The 18,648-nt window shown below is 68.2% G+C and carries 12 protein-coding genes and 1 rRNA gene; 4 read left to right on the forward strand and 9 right to left on the reverse strand.

Going from position 1 to position 18,648, the window contains the following annotated elements:
• From ACLJQ7_RS40310 to ACLJQ7_RS40325, 4 genes are all read right to left on the reverse strand, one after another.
• Positions 1-107: ribosomal RNA gene (locus ACLJQ7_RS40310) — 16S ribosomal RNA — on the reverse strand; the annotation flags it as partial.
• Positions 108-503: 396 nt separating this feature from the next.
• The gene (locus tag ACLJQ7_RS40315; protein WP_410653460.1) at positions 504-2,075 is read right to left on the reverse strand and encodes an amidase; all 1,572 of its coding nucleotides are present in this window, start codon (positions 2,073-2,075) and stop codon (positions 504-506) included.
• Positions 2,076-2,089: 14 nt separating this feature from the next.
• Positions 2,090-3,433 (reverse strand): type I glutamate--ammonia ligase, encoded by a 1,344-nt coding sequence (gene glnA, locus ACLJQ7_RS40320; protein WP_005168007.1) that lies wholly within the window; start codon positions 3,431-3,433, stop codon positions 2,090-2,092.
• Positions 3,434-3,501: 68 nt separating this feature from the next.
• The gene (locus ACLJQ7_RS40325; RefSeq protein ID WP_410653461.1) at positions 3,502-4,767 is read right to left on the reverse strand and encodes an MFS transporter; all 1,266 of its coding nucleotides are present in this window, start codon (positions 4,765-4,767) and stop codon (positions 3,502-3,504) included.
• An 88-nt stretch (positions 4,768-4,855) separates the two neighbouring features.
• Here ACLJQ7_RS40325 and ACLJQ7_RS40330 point away from each other — a divergent pair, with 88 nt between their 5' ends.
• Positions 4,856-5,524, forward strand: coding sequence for an LppX_LprAFG lipoprotein (locus ACLJQ7_RS40330; RefSeq protein WP_410653462.1), 669 nt, complete (start codon positions 4,856-4,858; stop codon positions 5,522-5,524).
• 78 nt (positions 5,525-5,602) lie between these two features.
• Here the strand turns inward: ACLJQ7_RS40330 and ACLJQ7_RS40335 are convergent, their stop codons facing one another.
• Both ACLJQ7_RS40335 and ACLJQ7_RS40340 read right to left on the reverse strand, forming a co-directional pair.
• The gene (locus ACLJQ7_RS40335; RefSeq protein ID WP_410653463.1) at positions 5,603-7,153 is read right to left on the reverse strand and encodes an alpha/beta hydrolase; all 1,551 of its coding nucleotides are present in this window, start codon (positions 7,151-7,153) and stop codon (positions 5,603-5,605) included.
• 52 nt (positions 7,154-7,205) lie between these two features.
• Entirely contained in the window at positions 7,206-8,777 is a 1,572-nt protein-coding gene (locus tag ACLJQ7_RS40340) for an alpha/beta hydrolase (RefSeq protein ID WP_410653550.1), read from the reverse strand.
• A gap of 149 nt (positions 8,778-8,926) precedes the next feature.
• Between ACLJQ7_RS40340 and secA2 the strand changes: the two genes are divergently transcribed.
• Both secA2 and ACLJQ7_RS40350 read left to right on the forward strand, forming a co-directional pair.
• Positions 8,927-11,254 carry an accessory Sec system translocase SecA2 gene (secA2, locus tag ACLJQ7_RS40345; protein WP_410653464.1) on the forward strand — a complete coding sequence of 776 codons (2,328 nt, stop codon included), beginning with the start codon at positions 8,927-8,929 and terminating at the stop codon, positions 11,252-11,254.
• Between the two features lie 157 nt (positions 11,255-11,411).
• Positions 11,412-13,169, forward strand: a complete 1,758-nt coding sequence (locus tag ACLJQ7_RS40350) for an NAD+ synthase (protein ID WP_410653465.1) — start codon at positions 11,412-11,414, stop codon at positions 13,167-13,169.
• On the opposite strand, the gene ACLJQ7_RS40355 is transcribed toward ACLJQ7_RS40350, so the two are convergent.
• Positions 13,140-13,766 carry a VOC family protein gene (locus ACLJQ7_RS40355; protein WP_410653466.1) on the reverse strand — a complete coding sequence of 209 codons (627 nt, stop codon included), beginning with the start codon at positions 13,764-13,766 and terminating at the stop codon, positions 13,140-13,142. The genes ACLJQ7_RS40350 and ACLJQ7_RS40355 overlap by 30 nt on opposite strands.
• A 90-nt stretch (positions 13,767-13,856) precedes the next feature.
• Here ACLJQ7_RS40355 and ACLJQ7_RS40360 point away from each other — a divergent pair, with 90 nt between their 5' ends.
• Entirely contained in the window at positions 13,857-14,393 is a 537-nt protein-coding gene (locus tag ACLJQ7_RS40360) for a methylated-DNA--[protein]-cysteine S-methyltransferase (protein ID WP_410653467.1), read from the forward strand.
• An 11-nt stretch (positions 14,394-14,404) separates the two neighbouring features.
• On the opposite strand, the gene ACLJQ7_RS40365 is transcribed toward ACLJQ7_RS40360, so the two are convergent.
• Together ACLJQ7_RS40365 and lysX are read right to left on the reverse strand one after the other, a co-directional pair.
• Complete coding sequence (locus ACLJQ7_RS40365; RefSeq protein WP_410653468.1) at positions 14,405-14,992, reverse strand: DinB family protein; 588 nt, start codon at positions 14,990-14,992, stop codon at positions 14,405-14,407.
• A 143-nt stretch (positions 14,993-15,135) separates the two neighbouring features.
• Entirely contained in the window at positions 15,136-18,453 is a 3,318-nt protein-coding gene (gene lysX / locus ACLJQ7_RS40370) for a bifunctional lysylphosphatidylglycerol synthetase/lysine--tRNA ligase LysX (protein WP_410653469.1), read from the reverse strand.
• Positions 18,454-18,648: the final 195 nt, after the last annotated feature.

Raw genomic sequence — 18,648 nt, forward strand, 5'->3', positions numbered from 1 at the left:
TACTCACCCGTTCGCCACTAATCCACCCGAAGGCTTCATCGTTCGACTTGCATGTGTTAAGCACGCCGCCAGCGTTCGTCCTGAGCCAGGATCAAACTCTCCAACAATGTCAAATTTGATCGAGGCATGTTTAATGCTCTCAAAGGAACCCCAAACGAGGTTCAAAAACAATAAGCTCTACTGGCTTAGTTCACTAGCACACTGTTGAGTTCTCAAGCAACACGCTTTGTTTCAAAGCGATATTCACAAGCTTTTGGTCGAGCATACCGAATCCTACGCTGTTAGTCGTAGGGAGTCGGCGGCCGCTCGTGGGCCGACGCTGAACATTACCTGGTCCGGTTCGCGGTGTCAACCCGCTCGGCCCTGGTTCCTTGCCTCGGGGCTTTCGGCCCCGGCGGCCCGGTGTTCCTGGCGACGAAGAGAAGATTACATGCCCCGGAACCCCCTGAAAACAGGGGGGTCACTTAACGACATCGCCGCAGGTCAGCCGGTGTGAACCACCCTCATCCGACGGTCTTCAGGTAGCGAGGCGGTTTGCGGGCGGGCGCGACGCGCTCGAAGTCGGCCGCGTAGGCGAGCACTCGGGCGTCCGTCCACTGCCCCGCCATGAACGAGACCCCCACCGGGAGCTCGCCGACGAACGCGGCCGGCACGGTCACCGCGGGGTAGCCCGAGACCGCGGCCGGCGTCGACGACGGGATCACGTCGTTGTCGCCGGTCTTGCAGTCGGTCTTCCAGGCGGGCGGGTTCGTCGGTGCGGCGATCGCGTCCAGGCGGTACTTCGCGAGGGTTTCGTCGATCGAGCGTTTCGCCAGATCGGTGAGCTCGCGGCGCATGGCCTGGTAGCCGGGATCGGACGGGGCGGGCGCGGCGAGCGCCTGCTCGAAGAGTTCTTGCCCGGCGAAACAGGTCCGCTCCAGCGGGTCGGACCGGTTGTAGTCGATGAGCGCGGCGAGGTCGCGCGGACCTTCCGGGCGCGTGGCCAGGTAGCGATCGATGTCCCGGTGGAACTCGGTGAGCAGCGCCGGGAACTCCAGTTCACCGAGCCTGGCCTGGTACGGCGGCGTTACCTCGACGACCTCGGCACCGGCCTTGACCAGCGAATTCCTGGTCTTCGTCATGACGGCATCGACATCCGGGCCGAGCACGGGCAGGCGCCAGAGGCCGATCCGGGAGCCCTTCAGCACGCCCGGCCGGAGGTGCGCAGCGTAGTCGGTCGGCTGGTTCGGCGGGTACGCGCCGGTGGCGGGGTCGCTCGGGTCGCGGCCCTGCAGCGCGGACAGGGTCAGCGCGACGTCGACGACGTGCCTGGCCATCGGGCCCGCGGTGTCCTGTTCGACCGAGATCGGCACCACGCCGGTGCGGCTGACCAGGCCGAGGCTCGGTTTGTGCCCCACCGTCGCGGTCATCCCTGCCGGGCAGACGATGGAGCCGTCGGTCTCGCTGCCGATCGCGACCTGGGCGAGTGACGCGGCGACACCCGCGGCGGATCCGGCGGACGACCCACACGGGTTGCGGTCGAGCACGTACGGGTTGTTCGTCTGCCCACCGACGCCTGACCACCCGGAAGTAGGTTTGGCGGCGCGGAAGTTCGCCCATTCGGACAGGTTCGCCTTGCCGAGGACCACCGCGCCCGCGTCACGCAGACGGCGGATCAAGGTCGCGTCCTTCGCGGGCTTGCTGCGCAATGCGCGCGAACCCGCCGTCGTCTGTATGGAGCGGGTGTCGACATTGTCCTTCACCAGGACCGGGATGCCGTCCAGCGGCCCGCGCGTCTTGCCGGCGCGACGCCGGACGTCGCTCTCCGCGGCTTGCGCGATCGCGGCCGGATTGACCACGATGACCGCGTTCACCTTCCGGTCGACCTTGTGGATGCGATCGAGATAAGCCGAGGTCAGACCGACCGCGGTCAGTCGTCCGGAGGACATCCGGGCCTGGAGCGCGGGGATGTCGGCGGAGTCGAGATCGAGTGGTTTCCCGGTGGCGGACGCCGCCGGCGCGGCACTCGCCACGATGGTCGCGGCGACCACTGTGACCACTGTCGTCAGAACTCGGAACACCGGTCGCCGCACCATCAGGTCTCCTTCGTCTAGAGAACCGGAAGCAGGGTCCGCAGCTCGTACGGGGTCACCGCGCTGCGGTAGTTATCCCATTCAACACGTTTGTTGCGCAGGAAGAAGTCGTAAACGTGCTCTCCGAGCGCTTCGGGCAGGAGTTCCGATTTTTCCATCTCCGCCAGCGCCTCCCCGAGGTTCTGCGGGAGCTGGGCATATCCGGCCGCGCGGCGCTCGGCGTCCGACAGCTGCCAGATGTTGTCCTCGGCGGGCGGTGGGAGCTCGTAGCCCTTCTCGATGCCCTTGAGACCGGCGGCCAGGATGACCGAGTACGCCAGATAGGGGTTGCACGCGGAGTCGAGCGTGCGGATCTCCACGCGGCGTGACGACGCCTTGCCCGGCGAGTACATCGGGACCCTGACCAGCGCGGAGCGGTTGGCGCGGCCCCACGAAACGGTCGTCGGGGCCTCGCTGCCGCTGATCAGGCGTTTGTAGGAGTTCACCCATTGGTTGGTGACCGCCGAGATCTCCTTCGCGTGGTGCAACAGCCCCGCCACGAAAGCTTTACCCGTCGCCGACAACTCGTACGGGTCTTCGGCGTCGTAGAAGGCGTTGCGGTCACCCTCGAACAGGCTCACGTGGGTGTGCATCCCGGAGCCCGGCTGGTTGGTGAACGGCTTCGGCATGAAGGTCGCGCGGACGCCCTGCGTGAGCGCGACCTCCTTGACGACGTAACGGAAGGTCATCACGTTGTCGGCCATAGTCAGCGCGTCGGCGTACCGGAGGTCGATCTCCTGCTGGCCGGGCGCGCCCTCGTGGTGGCTGAACTCGACCGAGATCCCCATCGCCTCGAGGGTTTCGATGGCGTGACGACGGAAGTGGGTCGCCGTGGCGTGGCTGGCCTGGTCGAAGTAGCCGCCGTTGTCCGCGGGCTCGGGCTCGCTGCCGTCGTCCGGCAGGCTGGCGAGCAGGAAGAACTCGATTTCAGGGTGGACGTAGCAGGTGAAACCCGCTTCGGCCGCCTTCGAGAGCTGCCTGCGCAGGACGTGCCGGGGGTCCGCCCAGGACGGGGAGCCGTCCGGCATCGCGATGTCGCAGAACATGCGCGCCGAGTACGGGCCGCCGTCCGGGGTCTCCCACGGCAGGACCTGGAACGTGGCCGGGTCGGGCTTCGCGACCATGTCGGACTCGTAGACCCGGGCGAATCCTTCGATGGCCGATCCGTCGAAGCCGATCCCCTCACTGAAGGCGCCCTCGAGTTCGGCCGGCGCCACCGCGACGGACTTGAGAAACCCCAGCACATCCGTGAACCAGAGCCTGACGAAACGGATGTCGCGCTCTTCCAAGGTACGGAGCACGAACTCCTGCTGGCGATCCATGGCCGCACCCTAACGAGAACGTGTTAACGACATGTTTCGCGACGCGCCGATCGACCGGAAGTGGTGGATCACCCGACGAGAACCGGTTCGGGTTTGGCCGCCTTGGTGATCGCCAGCGACGCGACCGAGGCGACCACGGCGAGGCTCGCCGCGATGTACCAGGCGAGCGCGTAGCTGCCCGACGAATCGCGGATCGCGCCCGCGCCGAAGGCCGCGAGACCGGCGCCGAGCTGGTGACTGGCGAAGACCCAGCCGAAGACGATCGGCCCGGCGGCGCCGTATTGCCGGACACAGAGCGCGACCGTCGGCGGAACCGTCGCCACCCAGTCGAGGCCGTAGAAGACGATGAACGCCCACATGCTCGGTTCCACCGTTCCGCTCAGCAGTTGGGGGAGCAGCGCGAGCGAAACGCCGCGAAGGGCGTAGTAGACGCCGAGGAGGATCCGCGGATCGACGCGGTCGGTGAGCCAGCCCGAGGCGATCGTGCCGACGACGTCGAAGATCCCGACGAGGGCGAGCAGGCCGGCGGCGGTCGTCTGCGGCATGCCGTGGTCGTGCGCCGCGGGCACGAAGTGGGTACTGACCAGGCCGTTCGTCGTGGCGCCGCAGATCGCGAAGCCGACGGCGAGCAGCCAGAACGTCCTCGTGCGCGCTGCCGAGCCGAGTACCGAGAGCGCGCGGCGGACGGAACCCCCCGTGCGGGTGGCAGGGGCGACTTCGCCGGGCTCCGCGCCGTAAGCGGTCAATCCGACGTCGGACGGGTGATCGCGAACCACCAGGAGAACGACGGGCACGACGGCCAGTGCGGCGATGGCGATGACGAGCGACGCCGTCCGCCAGCCTTCGTCGACGGCGAGGTTCGCCACGATCGGGAGGAAGATCAGTTGGCCGGTGGCGCCCGCCGCGGTGAGGACCCCGGTGACGACGCCGCGGCTGCGGACGAACCAGCGGGCGGCGACCGTCGCGGCGAAACTCATCGCCATCGAGCCGGTGCCGACGCCGACCAGGACGCCCCAGCAGAGGATGAGCTGCCAGCTCGCGTTCATGAACACCGTGCCGCCCGCGCCGATCGCGACGACGAACAACGCCGTCGAGGCGACGCGCCGCATGCCGAAGCGCTCCATGAGAGCCGCGGCGAAGGGCGAGAAGAGGCCGTAGAGGACGAGGTTCACGGAGACAGCCGAGGCGATCGTCGCGCGCGACCAGCCGAACTCGTTGTGAAGCGGGTCGATGAGCACGCCGGGAGCCGCGCGGAAACCGGCGGCGGCGAGCAGGGCGATGAATGCGGCTGCGGCGACGAACCACGCGCGGTGGAGCCGGGTCTCGGATTGCACGGGTACAGCGTCACGGGCGGCGGCGCTCGGCGAAAGCGGCCGGAAGGACACTGTGCGAAAGATTCGGGCCACGCCATAGGCTTCGGTCATGCGCTGCCGTCACCTCGTGCCGGCGCTGCTGCTCACGATCGGGCTCATCGGCGGCTGCGCGGGGTCTCCCCCGCTGCCGCCTGCCCAGGATTACGTGAGCGCGGCGGCCGACTCCCTCGTCTCGTTGCGCAGCGTGCGGTTCACGCTCGGGGTCAACGGCGTCGTCACCGGGCTGCCGGTGCGCGGGCTCGACGGCGACGTCAGCCTCGAGGGTGGGGCGGTCGGTAATGCCGACCTGCAGGATGACTTTGAACGGATGAAGGTCAAGTACCGGCTGTCGGGTTCGGAGATCACGCTCAGCGGACCTCGCGGGGAGCGCGTGATTCCGGCTTCGGAGCCGTACACGCCTGAAGCGATGCTCGGGCCCGAAGGCGGGCTTCGGCGACTGCTGACCGGGGCGACCGAGCTGAAGGGTGAGCGGTGGGAGCGGGTGCAGGACACCGAGTCGTTCCGGATCGCCGCGAAGGTGCCGGCCGCGGTGATCGGCGGGATCGTGCCGGAGATCAAGTCGGACGTGTACGTGAAGCTGTGGATCTCACGGGACGAGCCGCGGCGGCTGGTGCGGGTGTGGCTGCAGGTGCCGCCGACGAGGCCGGAGGAGTTCGCGGTGATGCTGGAACTGGCGTTGACCAGGCATAACGCGGTGGTGGTCGGGGCCGGGCGGTAGCAAAGGTCCCTTGCTCTGTTTTGGCGGGAAATGGCTGGTCAGCGGGGTCGGCGATAGCAAAGGTCCCTTGCTCCCCCGCTAGGAGCAGCGGGTGTCGGGAGCGGGTAGCGCACCGTCGGTCAGGTAGGCGATGCCGGCCTTGTCGACACACTCGTTCCCGTCGAGGAACACCGTGTGCTGCGCTCCCTCGAACGTGAGCAAAGCTCCCTTGAGGTCCTGCGCGAGGTTCACGCCGGACGCGTACGGTGTCGCCGGGTCGTCGGTGGTGGAGATGATCAAGGGCTTCGGCAGGCCGTCGACGTCCGGCTGGTGCACCTCCGAGGTGGCGGACACCGGCCACACCGAGCAGATGTCGAGCTCGCTCATGTCCGGGGTGCCACCGGCGAGGAACGGCGCGCCCTGGAACATTCGCTGGTGGGCGCCTTCGATGACACGCCTGTCGGCGATCCGCGTGCTGTCGACGCAGCGGACCGCGAAATACACGTCGAGGATGCCGGTGTAACGGCCGTCCGTTTCACGGCCGTAGTAGTTGTCGGCGAGCGCGACCAGGGTTTGGCCGCTCCCCCGTTTCAGCTCGGCGAGCCCGTCGTTGAGGAACTTCCATGCGTCCTGCGAGTACAGCGCGGCGCTGGTTCCGGTGATGGCGTCCTCAAACGAGAGCTTGCGGGCCCCCGCGGGCACCGGTTCGGTGATCAGCGGCCGCACCAGATCCTGAAACGCCTTCGTCACCGCGCCCGAGTCGCGGCCGAGCGCGCAGTCCGCGCGGGCGGCGCACCACTTGCCGAATTCGGCGAACGTGTTCTGGAACCCGGCCATCTGCGTGACCAGCGATTCTGCGGTGTCGAGTTCGGGGTCGACCGCGCCGTCGAGGAGCAACGCCCGCACCTTGTCCGGATAGGCCTCGGCATAAGCGGTCCCGATCTGGGTGCCGTACGAGAAGCCCAGGTAGGTGAGCTTCTCGTCGCCGAGGGCCGAGCGCAGGACGTCGAGATCGCGGACGACGTCCCTGGTCCCGATGTTGGCGAGTAGCTCTTTACCGTGCTTCGTGCGCTCGGCGCACTTCGTGGCGTACGCCCTGGCGTCGGTGAGCTGCTTCGCGATCCCGCCGGGTGACGAGTCGCTTTCCGAATCCTCGGCGCGGTCCGCATCGCGTTCGGCGTCGGTGAGGCAGACGAGTTTCGGTTCGCTGGTCCCCACTCCGCGCGGATCGAAGCCGACGATGTCGAAGCGTTCGGCCAGCGCCACCGCGGGCCGGGACTTCGCGATCCGCGCCGCGGCCGAGACGCCCGAGCCACCTGGGCCGCCCGGATTGAGTACGAGGGAACCGATCCGCCTGCCGGTGTTCTTCGTCTTGTGCCGAAGAACTCCGATCGAGATCGTCTCGCCGTCCGGCTTCAGGTAGTCGAGCGGCACGGTGAGCTTCGCGCAGTCGAACGCCTTGTCCGAGAAGGACTCACACGCACCCCACGCCAGCTTCTGCTGAGTGAACTTCTCCAGCGCCTTCGGGTCCGGCGTCGGTGACGCGGTGGTCGTCGGAGACGCCGTCGGCGCGGGTTGCGGCTGCTGCGTCGTGCATGAGGCGGCCAGCACGGCGACGACGAGCACGGCCGGGACGCGGCGAAGGCTCATCTCGCGATCTTCGCAGCGTCCCGGCCGCTCAGGGACCTTCGCGCCGAACTCGTTACTTGGCGGCGCAGCGCGTGCCCTCGTCCGGCAGGGCGCCGTTCACCAGGTAATCGATGCCGATCCGGTCGACGCACGACACGCCCTGGAGGAAGACGGTGTGCTGGTTGCCCTCGAACGTGAGCAAAGCTCCCTTGATCGCTTTCGCGAGGTTGACGCCCGCCTGGTAGGGGGTCGCGGGGTCGTTCGTCGTCGAGATGACCAGCGTCTTCGGCAGCCCTTCGACGTTCGGCTGGTGCGGCTCGGACGTGTTCGGCACCGGCCAGAAGGCGCAGGAGTCACGCGCCGAACCGTCCGGCCTGCCGTCGTCGAGGAACGGCGCCGCCGCCGCGTACCGCTTCTGCGCGTCGAGGATCTTCGCCGGATCGGTGACCCGCGGGTCGTCGACGCAACGGATCGCGACGAACGCGTCCTGCGTCGTCCCGTAGCGGCCGTCGGCACCGCGTTCGTTGTAGAGATCGGCCAGTTTCTCCAGGCCGTCGCCGCGCTGGCGCTTCAGGTCGTTGAGCGCGGTGTTCAGCGGTTCCCAGAGATCTTCCTGGTAGAGGGCCTGTATCACGCCTGTCGTCGCGTCCTCGTACGACAGTTTCCGGCCGTCGCTGACCGGCACCGGGAAGTCGATCAGCGGCCGCACCAGATCCTGGAACGCCTTCGTCACGCCGACGGCGTCACGTCCGAGGGCGCAGTCTTCGCGCGCGGCGCACCAGTTCGAGAACTCCCCGAACGCCTTGCCGAAGCCCTGCCCCTGCGCGACCAGCGACTCCACCGCGTCCTGCTCCGGGTCGACGGCTCCGTCGAGCACCAGGGCGCGGACGTTCGCCGGGAACGCCTCGGCGTAGGCGGATCCGATCCGCGTCCCGTAGGAGTAGCCGAGGTAGCTCAGCTTCGGCTCGCCGAGGACCGAGCGCAGGATGTCCATGTCCTTGACGACGTCACGCGTACCCAAGTTCGCGAGCATCGCGGAGCCGTGCTCGGTCCGCTCAGCGCATTTCGCCGCGAAGTCCTGGGACTCGGCCTCCTGCTTTTTCACCCCCTCGGGTGAACCGTCGGTCTCGCTGTCGTCCGCGCGGTCCGCGTCGCGTTCGGCGTCGGTCAGGCAGCGGACCTGCGGCTGGCTCGCGCCGATCCCGCGCGGGTCGAAACCGACCATGTCGAAGCGTTTTCCCAGCTCGTTCGTCGCCGTCCGGGAAGCGAGACCGGCCGCGGCCTGCATCCCGGAGGCGCCGGGACCGCCGGGATTGACCACGAGCGCGCCAATCCTTTCGTCGGTTTCCAGCGCCTTCCGGCGCAGCAGGCCGAGGGTGATCGAGTCGCCTTCGGGTTTCGCGTAGTCGAGTGGGACGGTCAACCGGGCGCACTGTGCGTCCTTCACCCGAAACGCCGCTTTCGCGTCATCGGATGTCGCGTAGGGTGCACAGTCGGCCCAGGTCAGGCTCTGTCCGTAGAACTTCTCGAGTCCGGCGGGCACCGGTCCGGTCGGAGCGTGCGACTCGGTGGCCGGAGGCGGCGGCTGGGTTCTACCCTCTCCCGACGAGCACGCGGCGACGGTGACCGCGAGCAGGCCGGACAGCGTGATCGCGGCGAATCGACGGGCACGGGACCTGGCGCTGACATGAGTGGACACGGTTGGATCGTGCCATCGGCCGTGGAACTCGGCCGCACCACCACTGCGTTGGTGATACGAGTGCGGACGGCAGAAGAGCAGACGGGAGCACAGGGGTGGCAGCACTGATCAGCCGGGTGGGCAAGAAGCTGCGCCGGATCATCCAGCGGCCGGGCAGCGTCGAGCTGACCCGCTACGAAGCGCTGCTGCCGGCCATCGAGAAGCTCGAGCCCGAGTTGGAAAAGCTTTCCGACGAGGACCTGACAGAGCGGGCCGGCAAGCTTCGGGACGCGGCTTCCTTCGGCAACGACCAGCTGGTCGAGGTCTGCGCGCTCGGTCGCGAGGCCGCGCGGCGGGCGCTCGGCGAGCGTGCCTTCGACGTCCAGCTGCTGGGCACGATGGGCCTGCTCAGCGGGCATATCGTGCAGATGGAGACCGGTGAGGGCAAGACGCTGGCGGGTGCGCTGGCGGGCGCCGGGTACGCCCTGCGCGGGAAGCATGTCCACGTCGTCACGGTGAACGACTACCTCGCCCGCCGTGACGCCGAGTGGATGGGCCCGATCTACGACCTCCTCGGCGTCTCCGTCGGCTGGATCGAGCCCGCGCATTCCCGCGACGAGCGCCGCGAGGCGTACGCGAAGGAGGTCACATACGGCGCTGTCAGCGAGATCGGCTTCGACGTGCTGCGCGACCGCCTGGTGACTCGCGAAGAGGACCTGGTCCAGCGCGAGCCCGAGGTCGCGATCGTCGACGAGGCGGACTCCGTGCTGGTCGACGAGGCCCGCGTGCCGCTGGTGATGGCGGGGTCGATCGACCACACCGACGCCGACGAAGAGGTCGCGAACATCGTCCGGCGGCTGCGGCTCGGGCTGCACTACGAGACCGACGCCGACGGCCGCAACGCCTGGCTGACCAAGGCGGGCGCTTCGGTGGTCGAGAAGGCCCTCGGCGACGACATCAACCTTTACGACGAGACGGGTTCGGACCGGCTGCCCGCGGTGAACGTGGCGCTGCACGCGCACGCGCTGCTCACCCGCGACGTCGACTACCTCGTGCGCGACGGGAAGGTGCAGCTCATCAACGCCGCACGCGGCCGCGTCGCCGAACTGCAGCGCTGGCCCGACGGCCTCCAGGCCGCCGTCGAAGCGAAGGAGCAGGTGAAGGCCACCGACCGCGGCGAGATCCTCGACTCGATCACCGTGCAGGCGCTGCTCGCGCGGTACCCGGAGGTCGCGGGGATGACCGGTACCGCGGTCGCGGTCGCCGAGCAGCTGCGCGAGTTCTACAAGCTCGAGGTCGCGGTCATCCCGCCGAACACGCCGAACATCCGTGAGGACCAGGAGGACCGGATCTTCGGATCGCCGTCGCAGAAGCTGCGCGCGATCGAGGAGGAGATCCGACGGGTGCACGAGACCGGGCGGCCGATCCTCGTCGGCACCCAGGACGTCGCCGAATCCGAAGAGCTGGCCGAGAAACTGGCGAAGGCCGACCTCGAATGCGTCGTGCTCAACGCGCGCAACGACGCCGAGGAAGCCGAGATCATCGCCGACGCCGGCAAGAAGGGCGCGGTCACCGTCTCGACGCAGATGGCGGGCCGGGGCACCGACATCCGGCTGGGCGGCAAGGACGGCGACGGCCGCGACGAGGTCGTCGAACTGGGCGGCCTGCACGTGATCGGCACCGCCCGCTACCCGTCGAGCAGGCTGGACGGCCAGCTGCGCGGCCGGTCCGGACGCCAGGGCGACCCGGGCAGCGCGGTGTTCTTCGCCAGCCTGAACGACGAGCTCGTGCTGTCGAACGCGCCGGACATCCCCGAGGGCATCAGCTCCGACGTGGGCAGCGGCGAGATCGTCGACCCGGCGGCGCTGCGGCAGATCAACCACGCGCAGCGCGTCGCCGAGGGCGTCGACCTGGAGATCCACCGGAACACGTGGCGCTACACGCGGCTGATCGAGCGGCAGCGCGGCGAGCTGCTGGAGCACCGGGACAAGGTGCTGCGGACGGCGCACGCGGCGGAGGTGCTGGAGAAGGCGCACCCGGAGAAGTTCAAGGAGCTTTCGGAGGCCGTCGACGACGAGGCCCGCGTCGAGCAGCTGTGCCGTGAGGTGCTGCTGTTCCACGTCGACCAGCTGTGGTCGGACCACCTGGCGTTCCTGACGGACGTGCGGGAGAGCATCCATCTGCGGGCGCTGGCACGGGAGACGCCGATCGACGAGTTCCACCGCGCGGCGATCCCCGAGTTCCACAAGATCATCCCGGAGGCTGCCGAGCGGGCGGCGAAGACGCTCGAGGAAGCCGAGATCACCGAGAACGGGATCGACCTCGGTGACGCCGGCGTGCGGCGGGCGAACACGACGTGGACCTACCTGGTGCACGACAACCCGTTCGATTCCGACTTCGAGCAGACCATCAAAAAGGTGCGGAGCATGATCAAGCGCAAGTAGCGCGCGGGAAGCGGGGGACCTTTGCTCTCGCTTCTCTCAACGTTGAGAGAAGCGAGAGCAAAGGTCCCCCGCTCCCTTTTTCGCCCGGCCGGCCCCCAGGTGGGCGATTCGGCACATCCGGTCGTCCCCTCGGGCGCCGGTGGGTGAGAATGTCGGCATGCCGCAACTGCGCATCGCACTGGCCCAGGTCAACACCACCGTCGGGGACCTCGAAGGCAACGCCGAGCTCACCGTCGAGTGGACTCGCAAAGCCGCCGAAGCAGGCGCCCACATCGTCGTCTTCCCGGAGATGTCCCTCACCGGCTACCCCGTCGAGGACCTCTCCCTCCGCCCGACCTTCGCGTCCGCCTCGAAGCAGATGGTCGAAGCGCTCGCCAAGCGGCTCGAAGACGCCGGATGCGGCGAGGTCCTCACCTACATCGGGTACCTCGATCTGGACGAGACCGGCCCGCGCGACGCGGCGGCCGCGCTGTACCGCGGTGAAGTGGTCGCCCGCCAGTTCAAGCACCACCTGCCCAACTACGGCGTCTTCGACGAGCACCGCTGGTTCAAGCCGGGCCACGATCTCGAGGTCGTCCGCTTCCACGGCGTCGACGTCGGCATGGTCATCTGCGAGGACGTCTGGCAGGACGGTGGCCCGATCTCCGCACTCGGCAAAGCCGGGGTGGACTTGGTGGTCGCGCCCAACGCTTCGCCTTACGAGCGCGCGAAAGACGACATCCGCCTGCCACTGATCGCTCGCCGCGCGGCCGAGGCCGGGGCGCCCCTGGTGTACACGAACCAGGTCGGCGGTCAGGACGACCTCGTCTTCGACGGCGACTCGATCGTGGTCGGGGCGGACGGACGGCTGCTGGCGCGCGCGCCGCAGTTCGTCGAGCACCTGCTCGTCGTCGACACGGAACTCGAGTCGGGCGGGCACACCGCCGAAGGCGAGTTCGAGGGCCTGCGGGTGAAGCGCCGAGTGCTCAGCGAGGAGCGGGTTCCGGCCTACACCCCGCGCACCGAGTCCACGATCAGTGAGCCGCTGTCGGACGAAGCCGAGGTGTGGCACGCCCTGGTCGTCGGCCTGCGCGACTACGTGCACAAGAACGGCTTCTCGTCGGTGACGTTCGGCTTCTCGGGCGGCATCGACTCCGCGGTCGTGGCGGCGCTGGCCGCCGACGCCCTGGGCGGCGACAACGTCTACGGCGTTTCGATGCCTTCGGAGTACTCCTCGGAGCACTCGAAGGGCGACGCCGAAGACCTCGCCCGCCGGATCGGCGCGCACTACCGTGTCGAGCCGATCGCGGACATGGTCAAGGTCTACGTGGAGCAGCTTCAGCTGACCGGCCTCGCCGAGGAGAACATCCAGGCCCGTGTTCGGGGCATGCTGCTGATGGCGCTGTCCAACCAGGACGGTCACCTCGTGCTCGCCACCGGCAACAAGACCGAACTCGCCGTCGGCTACTCGACGATCTACGGCGACGCCGTCGGAGCCTTCGCGCCGATCAAGGACCTGTTCAAGACGCACGTCTGGCACCTGGCCAAGTGGCGCAACGCGGAAGCCGAGAAGAACGGCGAGACCCCGCCGATCCCGGAGAACTCGATCACCAAACCGCCGTCGGCCGAGCTGCGGCCGGGTCAGCTGGACAGCGACTCGCTGCCCGACTACCTGATGCTCGACGACATCCTCGACGACTACATCGAGGGCGACCGCGGTTACGTCGACCTGGTCGACGCGGGTTTCGAACCGGAGACCATCGACCGCGTGGTGCGGATGGTCGACAAGGCCGAATACAAGCGCCGCCAGTACCCGCCGGGCACCAAGATCACGTTCAAGGCGTTCGGACGGGACCGGCGGCTGCCGATGACCAACGGCTGGCGAGAGGGCACTGTCGTGACTCGCTCAGCTCAGCGCGACCTGCTTCCCCGCTGAGTTCGTCAGCACGGCCACCAGGCCGGGCTTCGTGTCACGCCGGACGAGCATGTCCATCCCGAGCGCGCGGACCGCGGATTCGACCGCGACGGGCTCGGGGTGGACGCCGGTGAGCATGAGCAGCGGGATCGACGGGAGCCCCCGCGTCGTCGGATGCGGAGTGCTCCCCCAGTCGATGAGGAAGGGCGCTAGCCCGCCGAGGCCGCCGGCGCCGGTGAGACGCCAGGTCAGCAGTTCGCCGTCGTCGGTGGTTCGCGACATCTCGGACGCTTCGCCGGGGTCGTAGCCACGTTCACGCGCTTCGGCGATCGCCTCGTCGATGCCTTCCACTCGTGCGGCCCAGGTGATCAGGGCGGGAGCGGTCAGCTCGTCGATGCCGAACGGGCGCGGTCCGATGTGCTCGGGTTGATCCGGGTCGGGGCCGACCACTTCGAGATAGGCACCGGCGCCCAGATCGGCCAGGTAGTTGGCCGTGCCGAACCCGACGTGCCTTCCGCCGCGTTCCGGCGTGACGCCGGTCAGCTCGGCGACGCGCGCGACGGCCTCTTCGAGATCCGGCCCGGCGTAGACGAGGTGATCGAGCACGAGGTCGTTCATGTCCATACTCCTACCGCAGCCACGGCTCCAGCGGCACCGCGGCATGGCCGTCGATCCGAAACTGTCGGACCGCTCTCGTACTCTGGGCACATGACGGCACCGGGCTACTGCGTGTTCGGCACCGCGATCGGCGACTGCGGTATCGCGTGGTCCGAACGCGGGATCGTCACGGTCCAGCTCCCCGAGGGCAGTGAAGAGAAGACGAGGGCGCGACTGACCGCGCGCCTTCCCGAAGCGACCGAATCCATGCCGCCGGGCGAGATCCAGCGCGCGATCGACGGGATCGTCTCGTTGATGGACGGCAAACGCACGGATCTCACCGGCATCGGCCTCGACTACGAAGGAGTACCGGACTTCCACCACCGCGTCTACGAGTTCATCCGCACCATCCCCGCGGGCAAGACGCTGACCTATGGCGACATCGCGAACATCCTCGGTTTGCCCGGCGGCGCGCAGGCCGTGGGGCAGGCGATGGGCCGGAACCCGTTCCCGATCATCGTGCCGTGTCACCGCGTACTCGCCGCGGGCGGTAAGGACGGCGGCTTCTCCGCGCGCGGAGGGGTCGCCACCAAGCGCCGGATGCTGGTCATAGAAGGCGCTTTGGCGGACGAACCGACCTTGTTCTAGCTGCTCGGGTTCTAACCGCTTTGGGCCGGGGACCAGGGCTTGAGCCACGGCGTCTCCGGCCAGCCTTCCGCGGCGGCCATCAGCGGGATCGCCGTCGCGCCGTCGATGTGCTCGCGGATGATGTCGGCGTGCCCGGCGTGGCGCGCGGTCTCCTCGATGAGGTGGAGCAGCACCCAGCGGACCGACCACGCGTCGACGTCCTGTGGATACCAGGGCACGCCCTTCGGCACCGGAACCGGCTGGCCGAGGTCGGCGATGCCGGCGATGACGTCCGAAGTACGGCGAGCGACCTCGTCGTAGCGCGCGAGGACGCTTTCGACCGTCTCCTCTGGCGTCATCACGTACCCGGCTTCGTACTCCTTCATCGCTTCGTCCATCGGCTTCGAGGGCTTCTGGAGAAGGATGTCGATCCAGCCGTCTTCTGTGAACGCGGTGTGCTTGATCAGGCCGCCGACGCTCAATGAGCTTCTGGTCGGGACGGCTCTGGCCTGTTCTTCGGTGAGGCCGTGCGCCGCGATCCGCAGAACGTGGCGCTGCTGCTCGAGGTAGGCGAGAAGACCTTCGCGCTCGTCGGCGACCGGGGGAACGTTTCCAGCCATGGCGGCTCCTTCCGTTGGGAAGGGGATCATGGCATCCGATCGCGGCTTCGTGCGGCGATTCGGCGCGGAAGAGAGCAAGGGACCTTTGCTATCACTTCTCTCGACGTTGAGAGAAGTGATAGCAAAGGTCCCTTGCTCCCCCGCTAGCCCTGCGGCCGGACGAACGGGAACAGCACCGTCTGCCTGATCGACGCCCCGGTCAGCATCATCAGCAGCCGGTCGACGCCGATGCCGAGCCCGCCGGTCGGCGGCATGCCGTGTTCGAGCGCGAGCAGGAAGTCCTCATCCAGCTCCATCGCCTCGACGTCCCCGCTCGCCGCGCGCAGCGACTGGGCCTCCAGCCGCCGCCGCTGTTCGAGCGGGTCGGTCAGCTCGGTGTAGGCCGTGCCGACCTCGGAGCCGAACGCGATCAGGTCCCAGCGCTCGGCCAGCCGCGGGTCCACTCGATGCTGCCGGGTCAGCGGCGAGACGTCGGTCGGGTAATCGGTGTAGAACGTCGGCAACACCGTCGCGCCTTCGACCAGGTGCTCGTGCGCCTTCAGCACGAGATCGCCGTGCCCGGCCTCCTCGTTCACCGGCACTCCCGCCGCGCGGCACAGCCGCTGGAGTTCGGCGACGGAGGTGCCCGCGTCGATCGTTTCCCCGAGCGCCGCCGAAACGGCTTCGTGCACCGGGATCACCGGCCAGTCACCGGAGATGTCGTACTCGACGACCTGCCCGTCCGGCCCCGGACGGCGAACGACCTGCGCGCCGTACGCGGCTTCCGCGGCGCACTGCACGAGTTCCCGCGTCAGCGTCCGCATCGTGTTGTAGTCGGCGTACGCCTGGTACGCCTCCAGCATGGTGAATTCGGGGTTGTGCGTCGCGTCGACGCCTTCGTTCCGGAAATTCCGGTTCAGCTCGAAAACCCGCTCGACGCCGGCCACGCACAGCCGTTTCAGGTACAGCTCGGGCGCGATCCGCAGGTACATCCGCATGTCGTAGGCGTTGATGTGCGTGATGAACGGGCGGGCGTTGGCGCCGCCGTGCACCGTCTGCAGCATCGGCGTCTCGACTTCGAGGTAATCGCCCTGGTGCAGCCGTTCCCGCACGGCCCGCACCACGGTCGAGCGCATTCGCAGCATCGCCGTCGAATCCGGGTTCACCGCGAGGTCCAGGTAACGCTGCCGCACCCGCGTCTCGGGATCGGTGAGGCCCTTTCGCTTGTCCGGCAACGGATGCAGGCTCTTCGCCGTGACGGTCCACTCATCGACGAGCACGGAAAGCTCACCGCGGCGCGACGTCACGACCTGCCCGCTCACACCAACGTGGTCGCCTAGATCGACACCGCGCCGCCAGCCGCCGGGATCGAGCACGGAAGCGTCGAGCATCAGCTGGATCTCACCACTGAAGTCCTTCACCCGTGCGAAGCAAAGCCCGCCGAGATTACGCATCGCAAGCACCCGGCCCGCGACTCGAACCCGGTGACCGGTATGGGTATCCGGGCCCAGATCGCCGAACTTCGAGACGACGTCGCCGAGCAGGTCCTCTCGGGCGAAACCGACCGGATAGGGGTCGATCCCGGCTTCCCGCAAGCGATCCAGCTTCGCCATCCGCACCCGGACCTGGTCGGGGCGCCGCACCTGTTTCGGCGCGGGAGTGGCCGCGTTCGCTTCGATGCGGTGGACCTCGGCGACGAATTCGTCGGTGACGGTCTCCAGTTTCAGTGCTCGCCCCGACCGTCCTGTCGGGACGAATCCTTCGAGCGCGCCGGCGACGATGCCGACCCGCGGCAGCCGTCGAGCCGAGGAGTAGCACAGGAAACGCGGCTCCCAGTCGGGGCCGTACTTGGCGTTGGACCGGTAGAGCGATTCCAGCTGGAAGAAGCGCGACGCCATGCTGAGGACGCCGCGCCAGGCGCGCAGCACCGGGCCCGCGCCGATCCGCTCCCCCTCGGAGAAGACCGCGCGAAACATCGCGAAGTTCAGCGAAATCCGTTGTGCGCCAAGGTGTGAGCTCGCCGCGACGACCTCCGCGACCATGTATTCGTTGAGCCCGTTTTCGGCGTCGCGGTCGCGCCGCATCAGGTCGAGGGACAGCCCGCGGCGGCCCCACGGCACGAACGACAGCATGCCGCGAAGCTCGCCCTTGGCGTCGTACGCCTCCACCATCACGCTGCGGCCGTCGCTCGGATCACCGAGCCTGCCGAGCGCCATCGAGAACCCGCGCTCGGTTTCCGCTCCGCGCCACTGCTGTGCCTGCAGCAGGAGCTTGGCCATCTCCTCGGCCGGAATTTCGCTGTGACGGCGGACTTTCGTGGTGTATCCGGCCCGTTCGATCCGTTTGACGGCTTGGCGGACCGAGCGCCGTTCCGGCCCGGCGAGGCTGAAGTCACGGACGTCGAGGACGGCTTCGTCACCTATTTCCAGCGCGCGCAGGCCCGCGTCGGCGTAGACCTTCGCGCCACGTTCACTCGCGCCGAGCACGCCGGGCGTCCAGCCGTAGGTGCGCGCTTCGTTCAGCCAGGCCCGGACCGCGTCGGGCCAGGCGTCGGGATCCCCGATCGGGTCCGCGCTCGCGACGCTGGTGCCCGCGAGCACACGGTAGGCCACGGCGGCACGGCCGTTGGGCGAGAAGAGGACGCTCTTCTCGCGCCTGGTGGCGAAATAACCCAAAGAGTCGTCTTCGCCGTGTTCGGCAAGAAGGCGACGTACGCTCAGTTCTTCCTCGTCCGTCCTCAAGCGACGGCTACGCACTCCGCGGAAGAGCGTGTACAACGCGGCCGTCGCGACGGCCGTCGCGCTGAGGTCGAGCACGAGGTCGAGCCAGGCAGGCCCTTCACCGATGCCGACCCGGCGAAGCTGGACGTTCTCACCGGTCGTGTGGTTGACGACCCAGGCGAAGCGCGCCCAAGTGTCGGCGAGACGCCCCGGGAAGGCTTCGCTCAAGCCCCAGCCGACGAGGATGACCGCGGCCAGGCCACCGAACAGGACGGTGAGCCCGTCACGCCACGCGCCGGGCGCGAGCCGGGCCGGGAACGCCGGACGCAGAATCCACAGGAACGCGATCATGCCGAGGGAGATCAGGTCGGCGATCGCCAGCACCCACACCTGATGCGGGATGTGTCGGACCTGCCACGGGCCGAGTTTCAGCAGCTCGGGCCACCACAGCAGGGCGGCCTGGAAGGCCAGCGTCACCGCCAGTCCGCCGACCTGGAACAGCAGCAGTGTGTAAAGCGCGGCTCGTTTGCGACGGCGGAGCGCGGCGCCGAGGACGACGAGCAGCAGGACGATCACGAGACTCGCGTTCGTCGGGATGCTCAGTGCCGAGAAGGCGATGTCACCCGTCCTGAGCACCGGCCCCTTCACACCGCCGGCGAGCAGGAGGATCACCGAGAACACGGCCGCGAACTGGACGAGGGTGGCGACGATTCCGCCTGCCCTCGCCTTCCACGGCGCGACTCGGCTCACTGGGTTTGCCATTCTGGTCCTTCGCGGTACACACAGGAGATCGACAGCTGCACTTACTTGACGTCACACAACCCCGTGTGGTTGTCAACGATCATCATCCTCTGGTCTGAATTTCCTCATTCGCGGGTGTGACGGCGCTGTGTGAAGCTGGTCGCAGGGCCTTGGGACGGTCATATCGGCATGTCACGCTTGGCCTGTTCAGCTCCA

Source organism: Amycolatopsis sp. cmx-4-54 (genome assembly GCF_046548895.1).
GTDB lineage: Bacteria > Actinomycetota > Actinomycetes > Mycobacteriales > Pseudonocardiaceae > Amycolatopsis.